The organism is Ralstonia pickettii (genome assembly GCF_000607165.1).
Lineage (GTDB): Bacteria > Pseudomonadota > Gammaproteobacteria > Burkholderiales > Burkholderiaceae > Ralstonia > Ralstonia holmesii.
This window is the reverse complement of the sequence record NZ_JFZG01000024.1, coordinates 92,163-113,227: the sequence shown is the minus strand read 5'-3', so window position 1 is coordinate 113,227 and position 21,065 is coordinate 92,163. Positions and strand designations below refer to the sequence as shown.

Annotated in this window: 20 protein-coding genes and 1 pseudogene; 11 read left to right on the top strand and 10 right to left on the bottom strand. The window is 64.5% G+C overall.

The genetic code is table 11. The features are described 5' to 3' along the window. Positions 1-7: 7 nt before the first annotated feature. From BG83_RS0118065 to BG83_RS0118055, 3 genes are all read right to left on the bottom strand, one after another. Entirely contained in the window at positions 8-505 is a 498-nt protein-coding gene (locus tag BG83_RS0118065) for a hypothetical protein (protein ID WP_037032090.1), read from the bottom strand. Further along, positions 502-1,035, bottom strand: a complete 534-nt coding sequence (locus tag BG83_RS0118060; protein ID WP_037032088.1) for a hypothetical protein — start codon at positions 1,033-1,035, stop codon at positions 502-504. The genes BG83_RS0118065 and BG83_RS0118060 overlap by 4 nt, the downstream gene beginning before the upstream one ends. Before the next feature lie 292 nt (positions 1,036-1,327). Continuing rightward, positions 1,328-2,143, bottom strand: coding sequence for an AraC family transcriptional regulator (locus BG83_RS0118055; protein WP_024978003.1), 816 nt, complete (start codon positions 2,141-2,143; stop codon positions 1,328-1,330). Positions 2,144-2,241: 98 nt separating this feature from the next. Here BG83_RS0118055 and BG83_RS0118050 point away from each other — a divergent pair, with 98 nt between their 5' ends. Both BG83_RS0118050 and BG83_RS0118045 read left to right on the top strand, forming a co-directional pair. Further along, positions 2,242-3,135, top strand: coding sequence for a DMT family transporter (locus tag BG83_RS0118050; protein ID WP_024978002.1), 894 nt, complete (start codon positions 2,242-2,244; stop codon positions 3,133-3,135). Between the two features lie 112 nt (positions 3,136-3,247). Then, positions 3,248-4,288, top strand: a complete 1,041-nt coding sequence (locus BG83_RS0118045; protein WP_024978001.1) for a LacI family DNA-binding transcriptional regulator — start codon at positions 3,248-3,250, stop codon at positions 4,286-4,288. A gap of 27 nt (positions 4,289-4,315) precedes the next feature. Here the strand turns inward: BG83_RS0118045 and BG83_RS0118040 are convergent, their stop codons facing one another. The 5 genes and pseudogenes from BG83_RS0118040 to BG83_RS29390 all read right to left on the bottom strand — a co-directional run. After that, on the bottom strand, positions 4,316-5,242 hold the full coding sequence (locus tag BG83_RS0118040) for an NAD-dependent epimerase/dehydratase family protein (protein WP_024978000.1): 927 nt from the start codon (positions 5,240-5,242) through the stop codon (positions 4,316-4,318). A gap of 155 nt (positions 5,243-5,397) precedes the next feature. Then, positions 5,398-6,600, bottom strand: coding sequence for a sugar ABC transporter permease (locus BG83_RS0118035; RefSeq protein ID WP_024977999.1), 1,203 nt, complete (start codon positions 6,598-6,600; stop codon positions 5,398-5,400). A 6-nt stretch (positions 6,601-6,606) separates the two neighbouring features. Then, positions 6,607-8,154: a xylose ABC transporter ATP-binding protein gene (locus tag BG83_RS0118030; RefSeq protein WP_024977998.1), complete on the bottom strand. Its 1,548-nt coding sequence runs from the start codon at positions 8,152-8,154 to the stop codon at positions 6,607-6,609. A gap of 63 nt (positions 8,155-8,217) precedes the next feature. Next, the gene (gene xylF, locus BG83_RS0118025) at positions 8,218-9,228 is read right to left on the bottom strand and encodes a D-xylose ABC transporter substrate-binding protein (RefSeq protein WP_024977997.1); all 1,011 of its coding nucleotides are present in this window, start codon (positions 9,226-9,228) and stop codon (positions 8,218-8,220) included. Between the two features lie 30 nt (positions 9,229-9,258). After that, a pseudogene (locus BG83_RS29390) lies at positions 9,259-9,366 on the bottom strand (carbohydrate porin); the annotation flags it as partial. Positions 9,367-9,701: 335 nt separating this feature from the next. On the opposite strand from BG83_RS29390, the gene BG83_RS0118015 reads away from it, so the two are divergent. Both BG83_RS0118015 and cynS read left to right on the top strand, forming a co-directional pair. Next, the gene (locus BG83_RS0118015; RefSeq protein ID WP_024977996.1) at positions 9,702-10,781 is read left to right on the top strand and encodes a porin; all 1,080 of its coding nucleotides are present in this window, start codon (positions 9,702-9,704) and stop codon (positions 10,779-10,781) included. A 137-nt stretch (positions 10,782-10,918) separates the two neighbouring features. Next, complete coding sequence (gene cynS / locus BG83_RS0118010; RefSeq protein WP_024977995.1) at positions 10,919-11,362, top strand: cyanase; 444 nt, start codon at positions 10,919-10,921, stop codon at positions 11,360-11,362. A gap of 4 nt (positions 11,363-11,366) precedes the next feature. Here cynS and BG83_RS0118005 read toward each other — a convergent pair whose 3' ends face one another. After that, entirely contained in the window at positions 11,367-12,215 is an 849-nt protein-coding gene (locus BG83_RS0118005) for a FadR/GntR family transcriptional regulator (protein WP_024977994.1), read from the bottom strand. 355 nt (positions 12,216-12,570) lie between these two features. Between BG83_RS0118005 and BG83_RS0118000 the strand changes: the two genes are divergently transcribed. From BG83_RS0118000 to BG83_RS0117970, 7 genes are all read left to right on the top strand, one after another. Next, a complete protein-coding gene (locus BG83_RS0118000; protein WP_024977993.1) occupies positions 12,571-13,770 on the top strand; it encodes an ABC transporter substrate-binding protein in 1,200 nt (399 codons plus the stop codon). A gap of 80 nt (positions 13,771-13,850) precedes the next feature. After that, positions 13,851-14,708 carry a branched-chain amino acid ABC transporter permease gene (locus BG83_RS0117995; RefSeq protein ID WP_024977992.1) on the top strand — a complete coding sequence of 286 codons (858 nt, stop codon included), beginning with the start codon at positions 13,851-13,853 and terminating at the stop codon, positions 14,706-14,708. Continuing rightward, positions 14,708-15,676 carry a branched-chain amino acid ABC transporter permease gene (locus BG83_RS0117990; RefSeq protein WP_024977991.1) on the top strand — a complete coding sequence of 323 codons (969 nt, stop codon included), beginning with the start codon at positions 14,708-14,710 and terminating at the stop codon, positions 15,674-15,676. Before BG83_RS0117995 ends, BG83_RS0117990 begins: the two co-directional genes overlap by 1 nt. Then, entirely contained in the window at positions 15,673-16,443 is a 771-nt protein-coding gene (locus BG83_RS0117985; RefSeq protein WP_024977990.1) for an ABC transporter ATP-binding protein, read from the top strand. The genes BG83_RS0117990 and BG83_RS0117985 overlap by 4 nt, the downstream gene beginning before the upstream one ends. Further along, on the top strand, positions 16,440-17,153 hold the full coding sequence (locus BG83_RS0117980) for an ABC transporter ATP-binding protein (RefSeq protein WP_037032086.1): 714 nt from the start codon (positions 16,440-16,442) through the stop codon (positions 17,151-17,153). The genes BG83_RS0117985 and BG83_RS0117980 overlap by 4 nt, the downstream gene beginning before the upstream one ends. Next, a complete protein-coding gene (locus tag BG83_RS0117975; RefSeq protein WP_024977988.1) occupies positions 17,150-18,412 on the top strand; it encodes a Zn-dependent hydrolase in 1,263 nt (420 codons plus the stop codon). The genes BG83_RS0117980 and BG83_RS0117975 overlap by 4 nt, the downstream gene beginning before the upstream one ends. Before the next feature lie 20 nt (positions 18,413-18,432). Further along, a complete protein-coding gene (locus BG83_RS0117970) occupies positions 18,433-19,911 on the top strand; it encodes a M81 family metallopeptidase (RefSeq protein WP_024977987.1) in 1,479 nt (492 codons plus the stop codon). Positions 19,912-19,914: 3 nt separating this feature from the next. Here the strand turns inward: BG83_RS0117970 and BG83_RS0117965 are convergent, their stop codons facing one another. Then, on the bottom strand, positions 19,915-20,967 hold the full coding sequence (locus tag BG83_RS0117965) for a LacI family DNA-binding transcriptional regulator (RefSeq protein ID WP_024977986.1): 1,053 nt from the start codon (positions 20,965-20,967) through the stop codon (positions 19,915-19,917). Positions 20,968-21,065 lie beyond the last annotated feature (98 nt).

Sequence of the window (21,065 nt, the reverse complement as noted above, 5' to 3'; positions counted from 1 at the left end):
AGGCGCGCTATTGCAGGTTGCCCCAGCGCGGCACAGCGGGTTCCGCGTTCGCCCATTGCCACGTGGTGCCGTTCTGGCACGCATAGATCGTGTAACCGGCGCCGGGCGCATTTTTGGGAGCCAGGGCTTCCTGAACGGTCAGGACGGCCTCGCGGCAGGTGGCCAGCGGCGTCGTGAACGTGCGTACCAGCACGACTTGGCCGTGTGCCTTGGTCAAGCCCATCATGCGTTCGAGCGACCAGTTGAGCGAAGGCGTGCTGTCGCTCAATCGCCCGACTGCCATCGCCAGCGCGTCCTGCTCGCTGGCGGCCCATTTGCGCGTTGCGTATTTGATGGAGGCATCGGTCGCGGCGTTGACCGACACGGCCACGCCATAGGCCACCGCCGGATTGCCCGTGACGGTGCCCGTGGCCACGCCCGCTGCCGCGCCGGTCAACGGCCCCACCGACGAGCAACCGGCCATCAGACACGCACCCCCTGCTACAAGCCAGCGCGCGCGGCTCATTGCAGTGAACCCCATCGCGCCGTGGCCGGTTCTGCCGTCGCCCACTTCCATTGCTTGCCGTCATGGCAGATCGAGGCGACGAAGAAGTCGACCTTCGCTGCGCCGTCTTCCATTCCGTCGACGGTAAAGAGGATTTCCTTGCAGTTGACGAGCGGCCCGTTGATCGAACGCGTGACCACTACGCGGCCGTGTTCGTCTGGCTCTAGGGGGATGCGGTGCTTGACCTGCCAGTTGCCGACGGTGTTGTCGGCCAGCGCGCCGGCAATCTGCGCGATGTGGTCTTGGGTTTCGGTGTGGACGACACGCTGGCTGTGTTGCAACGCGGCCCGTGCGCCGGCTTGCACGCCCAGGCCGATGCCGGTGGCCACCGCCGCGTTGTCGGTCACCTTGGCAGCAAGGGCTGCCCCGCCGATGCCGGCTGCGGCAGTCGTGCCTTCCGACATCAGCGAACTGCAGCCGCTGAGTGCCAACGTGCTCAGGGCGAGCGCGCTGCCCAGCATCCGGGCGGATGCGAACCGAGGTGTGCGCATGTGTGGACTTCCAAATCTGCAACAGAGCGAATTCTAAAGGACACTGCGGCCCGCAAACGGCGATGCGGCGCGGTTTCTCACAATTGTTTTTAGTTGCTGCGGTGCGGTGTTGCCTTTGTTCAGCCTGGGCAAAGCGCCTTCAACTGCGTGGCCAACGCATCAAAAACCACCCGCACCCGTGTCGATACTGGCCCTCTTTGTGGTCGATACACATGGAGCGTCCAAGGTTGAGGCTCGAACCGTCGAAGCACGCGCACGAGGTCGCGCGCTTTGGTCGCTTGGTGCGGATGGCCTATGCGGCGGGGCGTTCGGTCTCGCCGCCCATCTGCCGTCGATAGCGCTCTGGCGAAAACCCAACCTGCTTGCGGAACATCGCAATAAACGCCGAGGGCGTTCCATAACCGAGCGCGAGCGCAATGTCCTGCACGGGGCGGTCTTCCTTGAGCCACACCAGTGCCCGCAGCAGGCGCACGCGGTTGCGCCATTGCACGAAGCTCATGCCCAGCTCGGCCTGGAAGCGGCGCGCAAGTGTGCGTTCGGTGCTGTGCACGCGTTCGGCCCATTGCTGCAGCGTGGTGGCCTCGGCGGGGTCCAGGCGGATGGCGTGCAGGATGGGCTCGAGCTGGCGATCGGTGCTGTCGGGCAGGTAGCTGTCGGCGTGGCCGGCACGCACCAACATTTCCACCAGCAACTCGAACTGGCGCAGGTCCCACGCTTCGGTCATGGCGGTGATGCAACGCGTGGTGAAGTCTTCGAACAGCGCGCGCACCAGCGGCGTTTGTGGAATCAGGCAGGCCATGGGCGGCAACCGCTGCGCAAGCGGTTCGGCCATGTACACCGAGAGGAAGTCCGTCGCCTGCCGGATCGATGCCGAATGTGGCTGATTGGCCGGCACCCAGATCACGTATTCGGCGGGCGCAGTCAGCCTGCGGCCATCGACTACCACCTCCATCAAACCGAGGCTGATCCGGTTGATCTGGCCCCAAGGGTGCGTGTGCGGCTCAATGTCGGTTTCGGGCTCGAAATGGTCATAGCGAAAGTAGAACGGGGCGCCTTGCGGCACGCGTAGATCGGCTTCGCGGTAGGCGGTGTACAGGGTGTCAGCCAAGGTTGTCGCTTTCGAGGGGTGATGTTGTCTGGTTCGAAGTATATGTTTTGAACCAGACATTACTAAACTGCGGTCTTCCATTGTTCGAGGAGGCCGTCGTGCCTGTGCTGTATCCCTTGCTGGCAGTGCTGATCTGGGCTGCCAACACCATCGCGTCGAAGGCCGCGGCCGGCGTGGTGGACCCAGCGGCCATTTCGTTCTACCGGTGGCTGCTGGCGGCCATCGTGCTGACGCCTTTCTGCGTGCGGCCGCTGTGGCGTCAACGTCAGGCTGTGCTGGCGCTGTGGCGGCGCTTTGCGGTGCTCGCGCTGCTGGGCATGGTGATGTACCAGTGCCTGGCGTATTACGCGGCGCACAGCACGAGCGCGACCAATATGGGCGTGATCGGGGCGCTGATCCCGATGCTGGGCCTGATCCTGAACGTGGCGGTATTTCGTCAGCCTGTCGGGGCGCAGGCAGTGACGGGCGTGGTGGTGTCGCTCCTTGGTGTGCTGTACCTGCTGGGGCGCGGAGAACCTGCCAACCTGTTCGATGGCGGCATCAACCACGGCGACGTGCTGGTGCTTGCGGGCGCCACTGCATACGCGCTGTACAACATCCTCTATCGCCGTTGGGCGCTGCCGTTCGGGCAGTGGCTCAATCTGTACGTGCAGGTGTTGCTGGCCGTCGTGATGCTTGTGCCGGTGGCGATGACGGCGCACAGCCTGGCCGTACCGGCCAGGGGCATCGGGCTGGTGGTGTTTGCGGGCATTGCCTCGTCAATCGTCGCGTCGTATCTGTGGATGCAAGGGCTCAAGCGCATCGGCAGCGAGCGTACGGCGGTGTTGATGAACTTGATGCCGGTCTTCACGGCAGGCATGGCTGCGGTGATGCTGGGAGAGACCGTGCACGGCTATCACTGGATCGGCGGCGGCCTCGTTCTGCTTGGCGTGAGCCTGGCGCAAGGCATCGTGCGGCTGCCGATCGGCAGTTCGGGATTGAGTGCCCGTTAGTTTTTTTGGCCGCGCCGCTTGGGGGTTGGCGGTAAAATCGAGCACATTGGCGGGCGCGTGATAGCGCCCGTTCCGTGTTCCAGAACCACTCTCGCCAGACCATCGTCAGACCATGAAGCGCAACGCAGGAGCTGTCACCGTCGATGATGTTGCCGCGCATGCGGGCGTGTCCATCAAGACCGTCTCGCGCGTGCTCAACCACGAGCCCAACATCAGCGAGAAGACGCGCGCGAAGGTGGTCGAGGCGATGCAGACGCTCGACTATCGGCCCAACCCGGCTGCCCGGCGACTGGCCAGCAAGCGCGCCGACATCATCGCGCTGGTCTACGACAACCCCTCCGACAACTACATCGTCAACATTCAGCACGGCGCGCTCGAAGCCTGCCAGGCGCTCGATTACAGCCTGCTGCTGACCCCTTGCAACTACCGCGACCCGAACCTCGCTGAGCAGATCATCCAGAGTGCGCGCCAGCGAGCACTGGCCGGCATCATCCTGACGCCACCGGTGTCGGATGTGCCGTCGCTGATCACGGCGCTGGATGAAGCGGGCATCGACTACGTGCGTCTGGCACCGGCCGATCGCGAGCACAAGGGGTTGTCGGTCAACACCGAAGACCGTGCTGCTGCGCGTGACATGACGCTGCACCTGATCGGGCTCGGGCATCGCCGCATCGGTTTCGTGGTGTGCGACCCCGCTCATGGCGCGGCGTATCAGCGCGTATTTGGCTATCGCGACGCGATGGCGCAGGCCGGCATCGAAGTCGACGAACGACTGGTGGAGCAGGGCGAGCACTCGTTCGAGTCGGGCGTTGCCTGTGCTGAGCGGTTGCTCTCCTGCGAGCCGCGTCCGACCGCCATCTTTGCGGGCAACGACGACATGGCCGCCGGGGTGCTCCGGGTAGCGCAGGCACGCGGCATCAAAGTGCCGGAAGAACTCTCCATTTGCGGCTACGACGACACGCCGCTCTCACGCCAGCTCTGGCCGGCGCTCACCACCGTGCGCCAGCCGATCCAGGCGATGGCGCATGCGGCTGTGGAGCAGCTCATTGCGATCCACCGCCCGCATCTACCGGGCCTGAAGCCGCATTCGGTGCACGAAAACTTGCAGTATGAGTTGGTGATTCGGGAATCGACTTGTGCGCCGGCGCGTTGAGCAGTTTGGCCGCCGGTTAGGTGGCGATTAGGCCGGCTGTCTGATCAACGCATACAAATCATCCTGCGGGTCATACCCCAGCAGCTTGCGCCCGGTCTCCAGGCCCCAATCCATTCCGCGATTGTTCGACACGCCATTCACGACGATGGCCGGTGCTGGCCAGCGCGCCGGGTCGGCCGTAATGGAGCAGAGGAACAGCCGGCGCAAATCCCCATTCGAGAGCCACATGTTACGGAACCAGCGTAGCGCCACGTGGCTGGCTTCATCGGGCAACTCGGTCGGCACGGGTGTGTCAGCGGTGCCGGAATAGTTGATCTCGTTGGGGTCGTTCTCGTCGGGCAGCGCCCAGCCGATGCGCAGCGACACGATCGATAGCTTGCCGCCGTTGGCTTCGGAGACGGCGCCTACTGCTTTGCAGAGCCGTTCGCCCATTGCCTTGGACGTTCCGTAGGCGAGCGAGTAGACGTCTTCTGTACCGTTATTCCAGCGCGTGCCTGGGGCGGGCGGCAGTTCAGCGGTGAGTTTGCCGGGGCCGATGGTGCCGGCCAGGGGTTGATCCTTGTACGCGCCCATCGCGTGGTTGGACGAGGCGAACACGAAGCGGCGCACGCCGTGCGTGGCAGCGGCCTGCAGCACATTGAGCGTCATGCCGTAGGAGGCCAGCGCTTGCTCCCACGTTGCGTCTGGCGTGGAGTGGATGGCGGCCAGGTGGATGACCGCATCGACGTTGCTCAGCAGATCAGTCCATGCACCATCGGCTTGCGTGAGGTCGGCCTTGACCCATTGGAAATGTTGGGCCGCTTGCGGCGAAAACTCGACGTTCTGTGCGACCCAGTCGATGCCGATGATGGAGGTGCACCACGGGGCAGAGGCCAACGCCTCGACGACCTTGCGGCCCAGGTTGCCAGCTACGCCGGTCACAAGAACGCGAGCAGGGGTTTGGTAGTCAGCCACGATGTGGAATTCCGTTCGGGATGAAGGAAAGAAAGGCGCGACCGGCGGCTGGCGCTGCAACATCATCGCGCGCCGCCGTGTCGTTCCAGATCAGGAAGGTGGGCCGGATGGGCCCAGGAGTTGTGTGGCGTTTGCCGACGGGGCAGCCGCCGAGGTCAGCCGCGATTGGAGCCCGACAGCACGTCAATCAGCACCGCGACCACCAGCACCACGCCCTTGACGATCATCTGCCACGAGGCGTCGACGTTCATTTGCTGCATGCCGTTGTCGAGGCTGGCCATCACGAGTGCGCCAATCAGCGCGCCGTACACCGTGCCCGAACCGCCGCGCATCGACGTGCCGCCGATGAAGCAGGCGGAGATGGCATCCAGTTCGCCGCCCACACCGGCGGAGGGCGAACCCGCCGCCGAACGCGCGGTGGTGATGATGCCCGCGAAGGCACACATCAGGCCCATCAGCACGAACACCAGCAGCTTGACGCGACCGACGTTCACGCCGGACAGGCGCGTGGCTTCCATGTTGCCGCCCACTGCGTAGACGTGACGGCCGAATACTGTTTGTGTCGCGACGTACGAGAAGATGGCCAGCAGCACCAGCAAGATCAGCACCGGCAGCGGCACACCGCTGGCGTCGTTGAGCACCGCGACGAAGCCAAACGACGCGGCAGCGATGGCCAGCAGCTTCAGCCCATCAGCCCAAATCGGCGTGAGCGAGAGCGACAGGCGCGCACGCTCGCGACGTCGGCGCACGGTCAGCACAACCGAGCCGACAACGATGACAGCAGCCAGCGACCACGACAGCCATGCCGGCACGAAGCTCTGCGCGAGGTTGCCGAGGTCATCGGGCACCGGGGCAATCGTCACGCTGTCCGTGCTCCACTGCAGCAAGCCGCGGAAGGCCAGCATGCCGCCCAGGCCAACGATGAACGAGGGCACACGCAGCTTGGTCGTGATGAAGCCGTTGACCACACCGATGGCCGCGCCCGCCACGAGCACCGTGCCCACGGCCAGCCAGGTGTTCCACCCGAGGTTGACGGTGAGGATGGCGACCAGCCCGCCCAGCAAGCCAAGCAGCGAACCGACCGAAAGATCGATCTCCCCCGCGATGATGACGAACACCATGCCGCAGGCCAGCATGCCTGTGACCGACATCTGCAGGAACAGGTTGGAGATGCTGTTGGGCTTGAGGAACGTGCCGTTGGTCTGGAAGTAGAAGAAGACCCAGATGAGTGCGACGGCCAGCAGCAGCGCCAGCACCTTGTAGCGCACGAACAGTTGCTGGATGGCGCGACCGTCCAGGCGCGGGCCGCCATTGCCGCCGCTTTGGCGGGCGAGTTGGGATTGCAGGATATTGGACATGGCAATTCAAGCCGCTTGGCGGCCGGGTTCAGCGTTGATTGCAGCAGCCAGGATGCGCTCCTGGGTCAGGCCTTGATTGACGAAGTCGCCGCGCAACTGGCCTTCGCCGATCACCAGGACACGATCGCTCATGCCAAGGATTTCCGGCATCTCGGAAGAGACCATGATGATCGCCACGCCGCTGGCGGCGAGGTCGGCAATCATCTTGTAGATGTCGTATTTGGAGCCAACGTCGACACCGCGCGTCGGCTCATCGAGGATGAGCACCTTCGGCATCGCCAGCACCATCTTCGTGACCACGGCCTTCTGCTGGTTGCCGCCGGATAGGCTGGCAATCGCCAGTGCGGGGCTTGCGGTCTTGATCCGCAGGCGTTTGATTTCGCGGTCGACGGTGGTGAGTTCGGCGCCCTTGTCGACACGCAAACCGCGCGCGTACTGAGCCAGCGTGGCAAGCGTGATGTTCTCGCCCACGGCCATCAGCGGGACGATGCCGTGGCGCTTGCGGTCTTCGGGCACCAGGCAGATACCGTTGGCAATCGCCTGTGCGGGCGTGCCGACCTTGACCGGCTTGCCGTCCATGATGATCTCGGCGCTGGAGCGGCCGGGGTAGGCGCCGAACAGCGCGGACACCATCTCCGTACGCCCGGCGCCCACCAGGCCGGCAATGCCGAGAATCTCACCGCGGCGCACGGCAAAACTCACGTTGTCTGTGCGCTTGCGGTTGGGGTTGGTGACATCCCAGCATGTGACGTTGCGCGCTTCCATCACCACGTCGCCCACGGTGTGTTCCACCTTGGGGAAGAGCGATGTCATTTCGCGGCCGACCATCATCGTGATGATGTTGTCGATGGTCATGTCGGCGGCGGGGCGCGTGCCGATGTGCTTGCCGTCGCGGATGACGGTGACGGTATCGCACACGCGCTTGACCTCATCGAGCTTGTGCGAGATGTACACGCACGCCACGCCGCCGCGCTTGAGGTCGTCAATGATCGACAGCAGCACCTCGATTTCCTTGGCCGACAGCGATGACGTCGGCTCGTCGAGGATCAACAGGCGCGCGTTTTTGGCGAGCGCCTTGGCGATTTCGAAAAGCTGTTGGTGGCCGCTGCCGTAGTTCATCACGGGCGCGGCCACGTTCACGTCGGTCAGGCGCAGGCGGGCGAGCAGTTCTTCAGCCTTGGCGTGCATGGCGTCGTAGTCCATGCGGCCCCCCGGCTTGGTGATCTCGTTGCCGAGGAAGATGTTTTCCGTGACGGAGAGCTGCTGCACCAGCATCAGCTCCTGATGGATGATGACGATGCCGGCGCGCTCGCTGTCACGCACGGAATGCGCGTGCAGCGGCTCGCCTTCCCACAGGATCTCGCCTTCGAAGGTGCCGTAGGGGTAGACCCCCGACAGCACCTTCATGAGGGTCGATTTCCCGGCGCCGTTCTCCCCGCACAAACCGACGCATTCGCCCGGCTTCACTGCCAGGCTGACGCCGTCGAGCGCGCGCACACCGGAGAACGACTTCACGATGTTGCGCATCTCGAACAGGGTGCCGTTACTGCTCATGGCGTTCTCCTACTCACTACGACTGACCACTGACCACCGACGACCGACTGCTGCATCGACTGCTTACTTGCCGAAAATCTGCTGATGCGTATAGAAGCCGTCCTTGACGACGGTGCTGTCCAGGTTGTCCTTGGTCAGCAGGGTCGGGGTCAGCAGCACGGTGTCGACATCCTTCTTGCCGTTGTTCAGCTTGGTATTGAACTTCGGCGCCGTGCCCTTCACGAAGTCGACGGCCATCTCGGCTGCGGTGGAGGCAATTTCCTTGATCGGCTTGTAAACCGTCATGGCTTGCGTGCCTTCGGCCACTCGGCGCACGGCGGCCAGGTCGGCGTCCTGACCCGACACCGGCACCTTGCCCGCCAGCTTCTGGCGCGCCAGCGCCTGGATGGCGCCGCCGGCCGTGCCGTCGTTGGACGCGACGATGCCTTGGATGTTGTTGTTGTTTGCGGTCAACGCATTCTCAACAATGTTCTGCGCCTTGGAGGGGTCCCACTCCGGCGTCCACTGCTCGCCGACGATCTTGATGTCGCCCTTGTCGACGTACGGCTTGAGGACCTTCATCTGGCCTTCGCGCAGCAGGCGCGCGTTGTTGTCGGTCGCGGCGCCGCCCAGCAGGAAGTAGTTGCCCTTCGGCGCGATCTTCACGACGCCCTGCGCCTGCAGCTCGCCCACCTTCACGTTGTCGAAGGTGACGTAGCCGTCAACGTCGGCGTTCAGGATCAGGCGGTCATACGACACAACCTTGATGCCCTTCTTCTTGGCGCTGGCAATGGCGTTGCCCAGCACCTTGGAGTTGAACGGCACGATCACGAGCACGTCGACGTTCTGGGCGATCAGGTTTTCGATCTGAGCGATCTGCTTGGCTTCGTTGGCGTTGGCCGACTGCACGTTCACGGTCGCGCCCAGCTTCTTGGCCGATTCGACAAAGTAGTCGCGGTCGTGCGTCCAGCGCTCGACGCGCAGGTCGTCGATCGAGAAGCCGATCACCGGTGCTTCCTTGCTGGCGTGGGCCGAGGTGGCAGCGAAGGTGAGGACCGCTGCAGCGGCAATGGTGTTCAGTACGCGGGAAAGCATGAATGTCTCCTTCTTCATTGATGTTGTCGTTCAGAACGCTATGCCGGCTGTCAGCCCGATGACGAACGCGTTCTTGTTCTGGCTGGTGCCGTCCGGATGCAAGATGTACTGCAGATTAGGACGGTAGTACATCGACGGCTCGTGTGGCTAGCTGCAGGACGGCTTGCGCACATGGAGATTCGTCGCCATCACGTACGAGGACGCTCTGGCCGGCACCGGCATCCGGTTCACGGGCCGGTTGGGACTGCAGAATGGTCAAAATTGACAGCGCTGTCAATCTCGGGATTTGCCCTAGGGTCTGAGGCACCACACGCAATTGCCTCCAACGCCTGGCAGTGACGCACATTGGCCAAAAACTAGGGCAACTCCCTACATTGACAGCGCTGTCAATTCTCCTCATTCTCCTGTCCGGGCCCGCCAAGAGACTCGGCTCGAACGAACAAAGACAACGCCAAATTGAGGAGACGAAAGCTATGCGTATCAAGAACCCATCCCAGCGGATTGCCATCGCAGCCGCTGCAGCCCTGCTGGCAGCCACTAGCGGCCTGGCCGCCGCGCAGAGCAGTGTCACGCTGTATGGCCGCGTCGGCGGCGGCATCGACTACACGAACAAGATTGCGACTGCGAACGGCACCGCCAGCAACCTGCAGTACGGCGGCAACCAATGGGGGACCAGCATGTGGGGCCTCAAGGGTTCTGAGGATCTGGGTGGCGGGCTGTCTGCTGTGATGAACCTCGAGAACGGCTTCAATTCCGGCTCGGGTTCATCGGATGCGCTGTTCAATCGTTTCGCTGTCGTGGGGCTGTCGAGCACCACATACGGCACGCTGTTGCTCGGCCGGGCCATGGGCATTCCCGACGGCGAGACATGGTCGATTGACCCGATGGGCCTGCAGAACATGGGCGCTGAGACGCTGCAGGCCAACCGCACCTGGGGCTCACGCCAGAAGGCGATCACCTACAACTCGCCGACCTGGGGTGGCTTCTCGTTCCGCGCGCAAGCCGGCCTGAACGGAACGGCGGGGCACTTCAACGCTGGCAGGCAGCTTGCCGGCGCCATGGCCTACCAGAACGGCCCGCTGATGCTCAAGGCCTTCTACGAAGAAATTCGCGACACAAACGGCGAGTTCACCAACCTCTATACGGCTTCCCGCTTGTTCACGGCCGGTGGTACCTATCAGATTGGCGACGTCAAGCTGTTTGGTGGCTACAGCCGTATCCAGTCGGGCGGCGCTACCACGGCGGACGCGGATAACCCGAGCGGCGCGACCCGCCAGCAAACCTACTGGCTGGGGGCCAACTATCAGGTCACCCCGGCTTTGACGCTGATTGGCGGTGCATACAGGGCCAACCGCAACCAAGGCGGCGGAAATGGCACGCTGCTGACGGTGGGGGCCAACTATTACTTCTCGAAGCGCACGTTGCTGTACGGCACCATCGGTACCGTAATGAACGGCAGCAATGCGTCTTTCTCGGTTGAGGCGGGTGGCGGCAAGCCGGCCCCGGGTTCTGGCCAGCAAGGTGTGTACACCGGGATCATGCACTGGTTCTGACGCGCTTCGCGTCGACGTCCGAAGCGCGATGGCGGCATGGCCGTCATTGCGCAACCCTTCAAGGGGCGGCGTTCCTGGGTTGGCATCGACCTTGCTCATGTCGCGTGCTGTTTTCTCACCCAACCCAGGGAGCCACCATGCAACGCGAAGACGTAACCGATCTGATCGTCCTGCAGAAAATCAAAAAGAAACTGACGTGGACGCAATTGGCCGAGGTCATCGGCCACAGCAAGGAGTGGAGCACCGCCGCGCTGCTCGGCCAGATGACGCTGACCGAAGCGCAGGCAAAGGCCATTGGCGCGGCGCTGGATCTGCCCGAAGAGGCCATCGCGCTGCTGCAGGTGACGCCGTACAAGGGGTCGCTGCCCACAGCGGTGCCAACGGATCCGCTGATCTATCGCTTCTACGAACTCATCAGCGTGTACGGCACGACCTTCAAGGCGCTGATCCACGAAGAGTTTGGCGACGGCATCATGAGCGCGATCGATTTCAACATGGACCTCACGCGCGAGCCCGATCCCAAGGGGGATCGCGTGCGCATCGTCATGAGCGGCAAGTTCTTGCCCTACAAGACCTACTGAGCCGTCACGCGTTGTCGTCGCTGTGGCCGCTGTCGTCGGGGTCGTCGAGAAGCGGCCGATTGCGGCGCGGCATCTCGGAATCCAGCACGAGGCGGCCGTGCACGCGGCCCTTCATGCGCGTGACGTGATGCGTGCAGTCTTCCATGTGCGTGCTCATGAGTGCGCGCACGGTGTCGGCGTCGCGCGCGCGTGCCGCGTCCAGAATCTGTCGGTGGAACTTGACGTTGGACGCGCCGAACTTGGCGTGGTCCTTCTGCGAGGTTTCGTTGCCGAACACCACAAGCTGCCGAATCATTTCGTTGATCAGCTCGCAGCAGAACCGCAGCATCGGGTTGGGATTGGCTGCGGCTAGGATGTCGTGAAAGCTCAGGTCTTCCTGACGCTGATCGAGCGGCGCGGCGGCCTTGGCAGAAGCCGGGTCGCACAGGTCGATGGTGTGTTCGAGCGCGCGGAAGTCGTCGTCGGTCAGATGCGGTACCGCACCGGCGGCAAGCTCCGGCTCCAGCAGCCGACGCACGGTGTAGACGTCTGCAATGCCGATGTCTTTGAAGAACAGATAGTTCTGCATGAGCTGGAACGTGCGGTCCAGCGGCACCTCGACGATGGTGCCGCCGCCGGCGGGGCCCGTGCTCACACTCACCAGACCCTGCACCTCTAATGATTTGAGCGCTTCGCGGATGGTGCCCTTGCTCACACCGAAGGTCTCCTGCAGCTTGATCTCCTGCGGGAGCCTGTCGCCGGGCTTGAGGTTGCGCTGCGTGATCAGCCGCTTGAGTTCTTCGGCGACGAGGTCGGCGCGCTTCTGCTTGCGGATGCCGATCGACGCCGTTTTGCCTGCTCCGAGTGTGGCCATGGATGTCCGTTCCTTGTTGCGCGCATTCTAACTGCGGGGTTGTGCCGCCCGGCTGTCCGGCGTGGTGCATGCATGCCCATCCATCGTGCGCGCGCACCGGTTTCACACATCCTCGCGCAGCGGGACCGCGTCCTGCACCTCGGCGTAAACACCAACCTCTTGACCGTTGACGCATCGCCAACACGGCTTCTATGATGATTTCGCCTATTTATCATAACAAATATAAGAAACTGGTCTGGTTTTTGCTCGGCGCTATGGTCGGCGAAAACCTCGCCGGTCAAGGCCAGGAGGAAGCCGCCGCCGGTGGTGGCTCCAAGCGCTGTTCTGTATCCACACGAACCCCAAGGAGTGCGCTTTGAATCGTCGAGACTTGCTCAAACTGGCGGCGCTGTCCGCCGTGCCCGCGTCCCTGCTGCAGGCCCGCCTTGCGTTGGCTGCCGATGCCATCGAACTCGGTTGCCCGGTGCCGATGTCCGGCCCGTTCGCTGCCAACGGCAAGTTCGCCGACCTGGGCATGAAGCTGGCTGTGGAGCAATACGGCAAGGTGCTTGGCCGGCCGCTGGCGTACAGCGTGCTCGACACCGAGGGCAAGCCGGCCACCGCTGTGCGCAAGGTGCAGGAACTCGCGCAGCAGAAGAATGCGCGCTACTTCGCGGGCGGCATCCTGTCGTCCGAATCGCTCGCGATGGGCAAGGAGGCGGAGAAGTTCGGCGGTGTGTTCATCACCACCGCTGGCGCCGATGAGATTACGGGCAAGGACTGCAACCGCGCGACCTTCCGCTGGTCGGTGCCGACCTATGGCGCCATCGAGCGCACCGTGCGCCCGCTGATCGAATCGATGCCCAAGGCCAAGCGCTGGTACACCATCACGCCGCAATACGTGTTTGGCGATGGGCTGTTGTCAGCTGCCAAGAACATCTTCAAGGAAAAGGGCATCGAGCATGTGGGCAACAGCTACCACGCGCTTACCGAGAAGGAATTCAGCGGCTACCTGACCAACGCGATGGCGGCCAAGCCCGACGTGCTGCTGATCCTGAACTTCGGCTCGCAGTCGTCCGACACGCTGCGCCAGGCAGTGAGCTTCGGCATGAAGAAGAACACGACGATCCTGGTGGCGTGGGCATCTGGCCTGGAGCAGTTCGAATCGCTCGGCGCGGACCTGTGCGACGGCGTGTACTTCGGCGCGCAGTACTGGCACGCCGTGGATACACCTGCCAACCACGATCTCGTCAAGCGCACGCAGGCCGCGTTCAAATCCAACCCGAACTACAGCCTTGCAGGCTCGTACACCTGCACGAAGATCCTGCTCGACGCGATGGCCAAGGCTGGCAGCGCCGACCCGAAGGCCGTGATCGCCGCGCTGCAGGGCATGAAGTACTACGGCCTGACGGGCCCGGAAGAGATTCGCGCGGCCGACCACCAGGTGCTCAAGAACTACTACCTGCTCAAGGGCAAGCCCAAGAGCCGCATGAAAGACAAGGACGACTTTGCAGACGTGGTGGCGGTCGGCAAGGCCTTCCTGCCGGTTGAACAGACGCAGTGCAAGCTGGCCTGAGGGGCTGATCTGCCGCACGCCCGCCTTCGGTCACTGAAGCGCGGGCGCCTGTCTTTCTGAGTGTCATTTCGATCAACGCAATGAACGTCTACCTGCTCCAGGTCGTCAACGGCGTGGGGATCGGCATGCTCTACTTCCTGCTGGCGGTGGGGCTGTCGATCATCTTCGGGCTGTTGCGCTTCGTCAATTTCGCCCACGGCGCGTTCTATGCGCTGGGCGCGTATCTCTGCTTTCAGGCCCTGCAGATGGGCATGAATTTCTGGCTGGCACTCGTGCTTGCGCCCATCGTTATCGGCGCGCTTGCCTGGGTGACGGAGAAGGTGCTGCTGCGCCATGTGTATGCGCAGGCGCACGAGTTCCACATCGTCGTCACCGTGGGGCTGGCGCTGGTCGTGCAGGAACTCATCATCGTGGCGTGGGGGCCGCTGGGCGTGGATGTGCCGGCGCCCGATGCGCTGCAAGGCGTGGTGATGTGGGGCGATTTCGTCTATCCGAAATACCGCCTCTTCGTGATCGGTTTTACCGCCGTGCTGGCGCTCGGGCTGTGGTGGCTGCTGGAAGGCACACGGCTGGGCAGTGCGGTGCGCGCGGGTAGCGAATCGACCGAGATGGTGTCGCTGCTCGGCATCAACGTGTTTCGCATGTTCAGCCTGATGTTCGCACTGGGTGCGGCTACGGCGGCGGTGGCCGGTGTGCTGGCGGCGCCCATTCGCGGTGCGGAGCCCTTCATGGGTGTAGAGGCCCTCGGCGTTGCCTTCGTAGTGGTGGTGGTGGGCGGCATGGGCAGCTTTGCGGGGGCGCTGGTCGGCGGCCTGCTGGTCGGCATCGTGCAGAGCCTGATGAGCACGCTGTGGCCCGAGGGTGCGCGGCTGATGATCTACGTGGCGATGGCGGCTGTGCTGCTGCTGCGCCCGCATGGCCTGCTGGGGAGGGGATGATGCAAGCCGCATTCCATGGACTCTCGCGCTACCGCTTCTGGTGGCTGGCGCTGGGCGTGACGCTGTTGCTGCCGCTGGTGCTGACGTCCGGCACGTTGGCCACCGAAGTGCTCGTCTACGCGATGGCCGTCATGGCCTGCAACCTGCTGCTCGGCTACACGGGGCTGCTGTCGTTCGGGCAGGGCATCTTCTTCGGGCTGGGCAGCTATGCCGTGGGCATCGGCCTCACGCAACTGGCGCTGCCGATGCCCGTGGCGCTTGTTCTGGCCGTCGTGGTCGGTGCGATCGTGGCGGCGGTGGTCGGGTGGTTTGCCATCCGCCAGCGCGGCACGTACTTCGTCATGCTCACGCTGGCCTTCTCGCAGATGTTCTATTTCCTGGCCTACACCACGCCGTCGCTCACGGGCGGGGATAACGGCCTGCTCGATATTCCGCGCCCGGCGTTTGCCGGCTCACCCTGGGCGTTCTATGCGTTCGCGGCGGCGCTGTTCCTTGTTGTGTTCTTCCTCGTGCAGCGCGTGACGGAATCGGTATTCGGCCGCACGCTGCTGGCGATTCGCGACAACGAAGAACGCGCCCTCGCCGTCGGTTACAACGTGCGTACGTTCAAGCTGCTGGCGTTCGTCATCTCGGGTGCGGTGACCGGGTTGGCCGGTGCACTGCACGCCATGCTCACGGGCATCGCGCCGCTGGCCAATATCGACTACCACGTCAGCGAGATGATTCTGGTGATGACCGTCATCGGCGGCACGGGCAACGTGTTTGCCTCAGTGCTGGGTGCGGCGTTCTACGTGCTGCTGTCGGACTGGCTCTCCAGCCTGTGGCCGCGCTGGCTGATGTTGCTCGGCTTCCTGCTGATTGCGGTGAGCCTGTTCATGCAGCGCGGGCTGTTCGGGCTCGGGCAGAAGCTGTGGCAACGCGTGCGTGCAACGCGTAATGCACCGGCGGTGCAGGAGGAACGCGCATGACCACCACGCCCATCCTGCAAGCCACCGGCATCGTCAAGCAATACGGCAAGTTCACCGCACTGGGCGGCGTCGATCTGCGTGTGATGCCCGGCACCGTGCACTCCGTGATTGGCCCGAACGGCGCCGGCAAGACCACGCTGTTCCACATGCTCACGGGCACACGCATGATCACCAGCGGCACCATCGTCTTCGATGGCCACGACGTGACGCGCGAGGCCGATTTCCAGCGCGTGCAGCGCGGCATTGCACGTTCGTTCCAGGTGACGAGCCTGTTCCCGAGCCTTTCCGTGCGCGAGAACCTGCGCCTTGCGGCACTCGGTACCGCGCCGCGTCGTGCCATGCACGGCTGGCGCTTGCCGCAGGGCGAGCTGGCCTGCGCCGATACGGTTGACCGCGTGCTTGATCGGCTTGAATTGCCACGCCTGGCCGATACGCCGGCCGCCGCACTCTCGCATGGCCAGCAGCGCCGGCTGGAGGTGGGCATGGCACTGGCCGCCAACCCGCGCGCGATCTTCCTCGACGAACCGACTTCCGGCATGGGCGTGGACGATCTGCCCGCCATGAAGGCGCTCATCCGCGGCCTGGCGCAGGACCATACCGTCGTGCTGATCGAGCACAACATGGACATCGTGATGGACATCTCCGACACCATCACCGTCATGCAGCAGGGCAAGGTGCTCATGGAGGGCACGCCCGACGCCGTGCGAGCGGACCCACGCGTGCGCGCCGCGTATCTCGGCAACATGATCACGGGAGGCAAGAAATGACGACGACGGCGATCCTCGACGTTGCAGACCTCCACGGCTACTACGGCAAGAGCCACGTGCTGCAGGGCGTGGGGCTATCGGTGGGCGAGGGCGAACTGGTGACGCTGCTTGGCCGCAATGGCGCGGGCAAGTCGACCACGCTCAAGGCGATTGCTGGTGTGGTGCCGCCGCGCGGGCATGTGCGCTTTCGCGGGAAGGACATTGCCGGACTGCCGGCGCATCGCATTGCCGCGCAGGGTTTGTGCCTCGTGCCGGAGCATCGCGGCATCTTCAAGCTGCTGACGGTGGAGGAGAACCTGAAGCTCGGCGCGCGGCGCGATTCTCCGTGGCAACTGGCCGACATCTACCGCATCTTCCCGCGCCTGCACGAGCGGCGGCGCAACGGTGGCGCCAACTTGTCCGGTGGCGAACAGCAGATGCTGGCTATTGGCCGTGCGCTGATGAACCACCCGCGCCTGCTGATGTTGGACGAGCCGGTGGAGGGCCTGGCGCCCGTCATCGTCGAAGAGATCGTCGCGCAGTTGAAGATGATCAAGCAGGCGGGCGTGTCTATCCTGCTGGTCGAGCAGAACCTGGAGGTCTGCACGCAGTTGGCTGACCGCCACGTGATCATTGAACAGGGCCGCGTGGTCTACACCGGCAGCAACGAAGCCTTCCGCACCGACGACGCCGTCAAGGACCGTTACCTCGGCGTCGGCCTGGCCGCATGAACTCGCGAGAAATGATGACGACAGAGACTCAACTTCGTATCAACGGCGCGCGCCTGTGGGACACGCTCATGCAGCAGGCCAGCATTGGCGCGACACCCAAGGGTGGCGTGCGGCGCCTGGCGCTGACGGATCTCGACCGCCAGGGCCGTGACTTCTTTGTTGCGCAGGCAAAGGCTGCCGGGTGCACCGTGCGCGTGGATGCCATCGGCAATCTGTTCGCACGCCGCCCCGGGCGCAACAATGCGCTGCCGCCGGTCATGACGGGCAGCCATATCGATACGCAGCCGACCGGCGGCAAGTTCGACGGCAACTACGGCGTGTTTGCCGGCATCGAGGTCTTACGCACGCTCAACGACGCGGGCATTCAAACCGAAGCGCCCATCGAAGTGGCCGTGTGGACCAACGAAGAGGGCTCGCGTTTCGTGCCGGTGATGATGGGCTCTGGCGCGTTCATCGGCGAGTTTGCGCTGGACGCCGTGCTGGCCGCGCAGGACCGCGATGGCGTGGCCGTGGGCGAGGCGCTGCGCAGCATCGGCTACGCGGGCGCCGAGCCGGTTGGCGGCAGGCAGGTCGGAGCCTACTTCGAGGCGCATATCGAGCAAGGGCCGGTGCTCGAAGCGCACGGCACGACGATTGGCGTGGTGACTGGCGCGCTAGGCCAACGCTGGTACGACGTGGTTCTGACTGGCATGGAGGCGCATGCAGGTCCCACGCCGATGGAGCTGCGCCGCGATGCGTTGCTGCCCGCGGCGGAGCTTGTCGGCATTGCCAACCGCATCGCGCGGGAGCGGCCACCCCATGCGCGCGCCACGGTGGGCTGCTTGAGCGTGCACCCGGATTCGCGCAACGTGATCCCAGGCCGCGTATCGATGACGATCGATTTTCGTGCCGCCGACGATGCGATGCTGTCTGACATGGACGCCGCACTCCATGACGCCGTGACGGCGTTGGCCGCACGCAGCGGTATCGACATTGCGTTGCGCCAGGTGGTCTATTTTCCGCCGCAGCCGTTCGACGCGACGCTTGTGGACGCGGTGCGCAGCGGGGCGCGTGCGCTGGGCTTGTCCGAGATGGACGTCATCAGCGGGGCGGGCCATGACGCGGTCTACCTTGCCCGTGTGGCACCCACCGCGATGATCTTCGTGCCGTGCAAGGACGGCATCAGCCACAACGAGATCGAGGACGCCCGCCCAGAGCATCTCGAAGCCGGGGCCAACGTGCTGCTGCACGCGATGCTGCAAGCCGCCGGCCGCGTTTGACACCACCACCAGACCGCCCCATGCGCATCCTGATCGCCCGCTTCAATCACGAGACCAATACGTTCTCGCCGGTGCCGACGCCGCTGGCATCGTTCCATCCACGCTACGGCGCTGACGCCTATCGCGCCGCCAAGGGCACGCGTACGGCGGCCGGTGCGTTCATCGATCTGGCCGAGGCGGCCGGCGCGAAAATTGTCGTGCCCGTTGTTGCCGGTGCGAACCCTAGCGGGCGCGTGGCAGCGCAGGCGTACACCACGTTGTGCGACGCGATTGTCGCGGCTGCGCCGGGGTGCGACGCGCTGCTGCTCGACCTGCACGGCGCGATGGTCGCCGAGAACAGCGACGACGGCGAGGGTGACTTGCTCGAACGCTTGCGCGCGGTCGTGCCCGACGTGCCGATTGCCGTCGCGCTCGACTTGCACGGCAATCTCACGCAGAAGTTCATTGACCTGGCCGACATCGCGGTCAGCTTCAAGACGTATCCGCACGTCGACATGTATGAAACCGGGGAGCATGCAGGGCGCCTGCTGTTCGACAAGCTGGCCGGCCGCGCGAACCCCGTGCTCGCGTGGCGCCGCTTGCCGCTGGTCACGCACACGCTGCGCAGCCGCACCGATGAAGGCGCGATGCACCGCGCCGTGGCGCTGGCCAAGCAGGCGGAGCAGGACGGCATGCTGGCCGTGTCGATCCTGGCCGGATTCGGATTGGCGGACATTTCCGCGCCGTGCCTTTCCATCGTGGTGGTCGGCAACGGCGACAAGCACGCTGCCGACGCTGCGGCGCAACGCATTGCTGACGCCATCTGGGCCGACCGCGAAGGGTTCGTCTACCGCTCTGAACCGCTGACCGAATCGATCACGCGCGCAGCCAAGTTGGCGGACGCGCCGGGCAGCGGCCCCGTGCTGCTGCTCGACCATGGCGACAACTGCATGTCCGGCGGCACGTGCGACGACATGCACGTCCTGCACGAAGCGTTGAAGCAAGGATTGAGTGACATCGCCGTCGGGCCTGTGTGCGACCCCGAGGCCGTCGCCGCAATGATCGAGGCCGGCGTTGGCGCCACCGTCACGCTGCCGGTGGGCGACAAGGTGCCGCTTGCGCAGCTGGGCATCTACCCGGTGCCGCGCCCGCTGACGGGCAAGGTCGCCGCCATCAGCGACGGTGAATACACGATCACGGGGCCGACCTACACCGGGCAGCGCATCCGCATGGGGCGTACGGCGCTGCTGGACATTGGCGCGGCGCAGGTGGTCGTCACCGAGACGCCGCAGGAGCATTGGGACCTCGGTATCTTTACGCACATCGGCGTGGACCCGCATGCCGCGCGCTTCGTTCTGCTGAAGTCGCGCATGTATTGCCGGCCCGTGTTCGTGCCCATCGCAAAAGCCGTGGTGGAGTGCGACGGCGGCGGCGTAACGAGTTCGGACTACGCGCGCTTTCCGTTTGCGAAGGTGCAGCGGCCTGTGTTTCCGCTCGATGCGGAAGCGGTGTCAGCCTGAGCGCTACGCGCTGTCGCGCTCAACGAGTGTGAAGCCCACGTCGACCGTGCGGCGTTCTTCGTCGCCGTGCTCGATGCGATCGATGAGCAACGTTGCCGCCAGCTTGCCAATGCCCGTGCCGTCGATGCGGATTGTAGTGAGGGCAGGCGTGGTGTCCTTGGCGAACACCTGGTCGCCGTAGCCGACCACGCGAATCTGTGCGGGCACCGCAACGCCGCGGTGTTCCGCTTCCATCAACACCCCGAGCGCGAGGATGTCGGCGCCGCAGAAGATGGCGTCGGTGTCCGGATGCTGCGCGAGCAATTCGCCCAGCGCACGCCGCCCATCGCCCAGGTTGGCAGGGGATTCAGCGGCAATCACGGGAATGTCGACATCCGGGCCGAACGCCTTCACGAAGGCTTGCGCGCGTGCCTGCGCGCGGCGGTCGCTGGGCGTGACGACGGCAGGGCGCTTTGCGCCGCGCTGCTTCAGATAGCGCGCTGCCGCTTGCCCCACCTTCTGGTGCGAGAAGCCCACCAGCATGTCCAGCGGGTTGCGCGTGATGTCCCACGTTTCCACCACCGGCACGCCGGCGGCTTGCAGCTTCTGCCGCACGCTGGCCGAATGCACCACGCCGGTCAGCACGATGCCCGCAGGCCGCCGCCCGACGATGGCGTCGAGCAGCGCGTCTTCGCGTGATTCGTCATAGCCGCTCTGGCCGATGAGCAATTGATAGCCCGCCGCCGCGAGTTCCGTGGTGAGTGCCGCCACCGTTTCCTGGAACACGCTGCCCGCAATCGTGGGGATGAGCGCGACGATCAACCGGCTGCGGTTGGACGCCAGTGATCCGGCCACCAGGTCCGGCGTATAGCCCGTCTGCCGTACCGCTGCGCGCACGCGTTCCAGCGTGTCGCTCGATACCAGCTCTGGCGTGTTCAGCGCGCGTGACACCGTCACCTTGGTCACGCCCACCAGCTTGGCAAGGTCGCTCAATGTGACGCGCCCGGTGTTCTTGCGCGCGCGGCGTGCGGCGGCGGGTGCGGTTTCTAAGAGGGACACGGCGGGGGACTTGGTCACGTGATCGAGAGGCCGATTAGGGAAACACAGGGGAACGAAGGGGCTAGCAATTATCGCAAAACCCGACTACGATTGCGCCAATGTTACCGGTTACATAA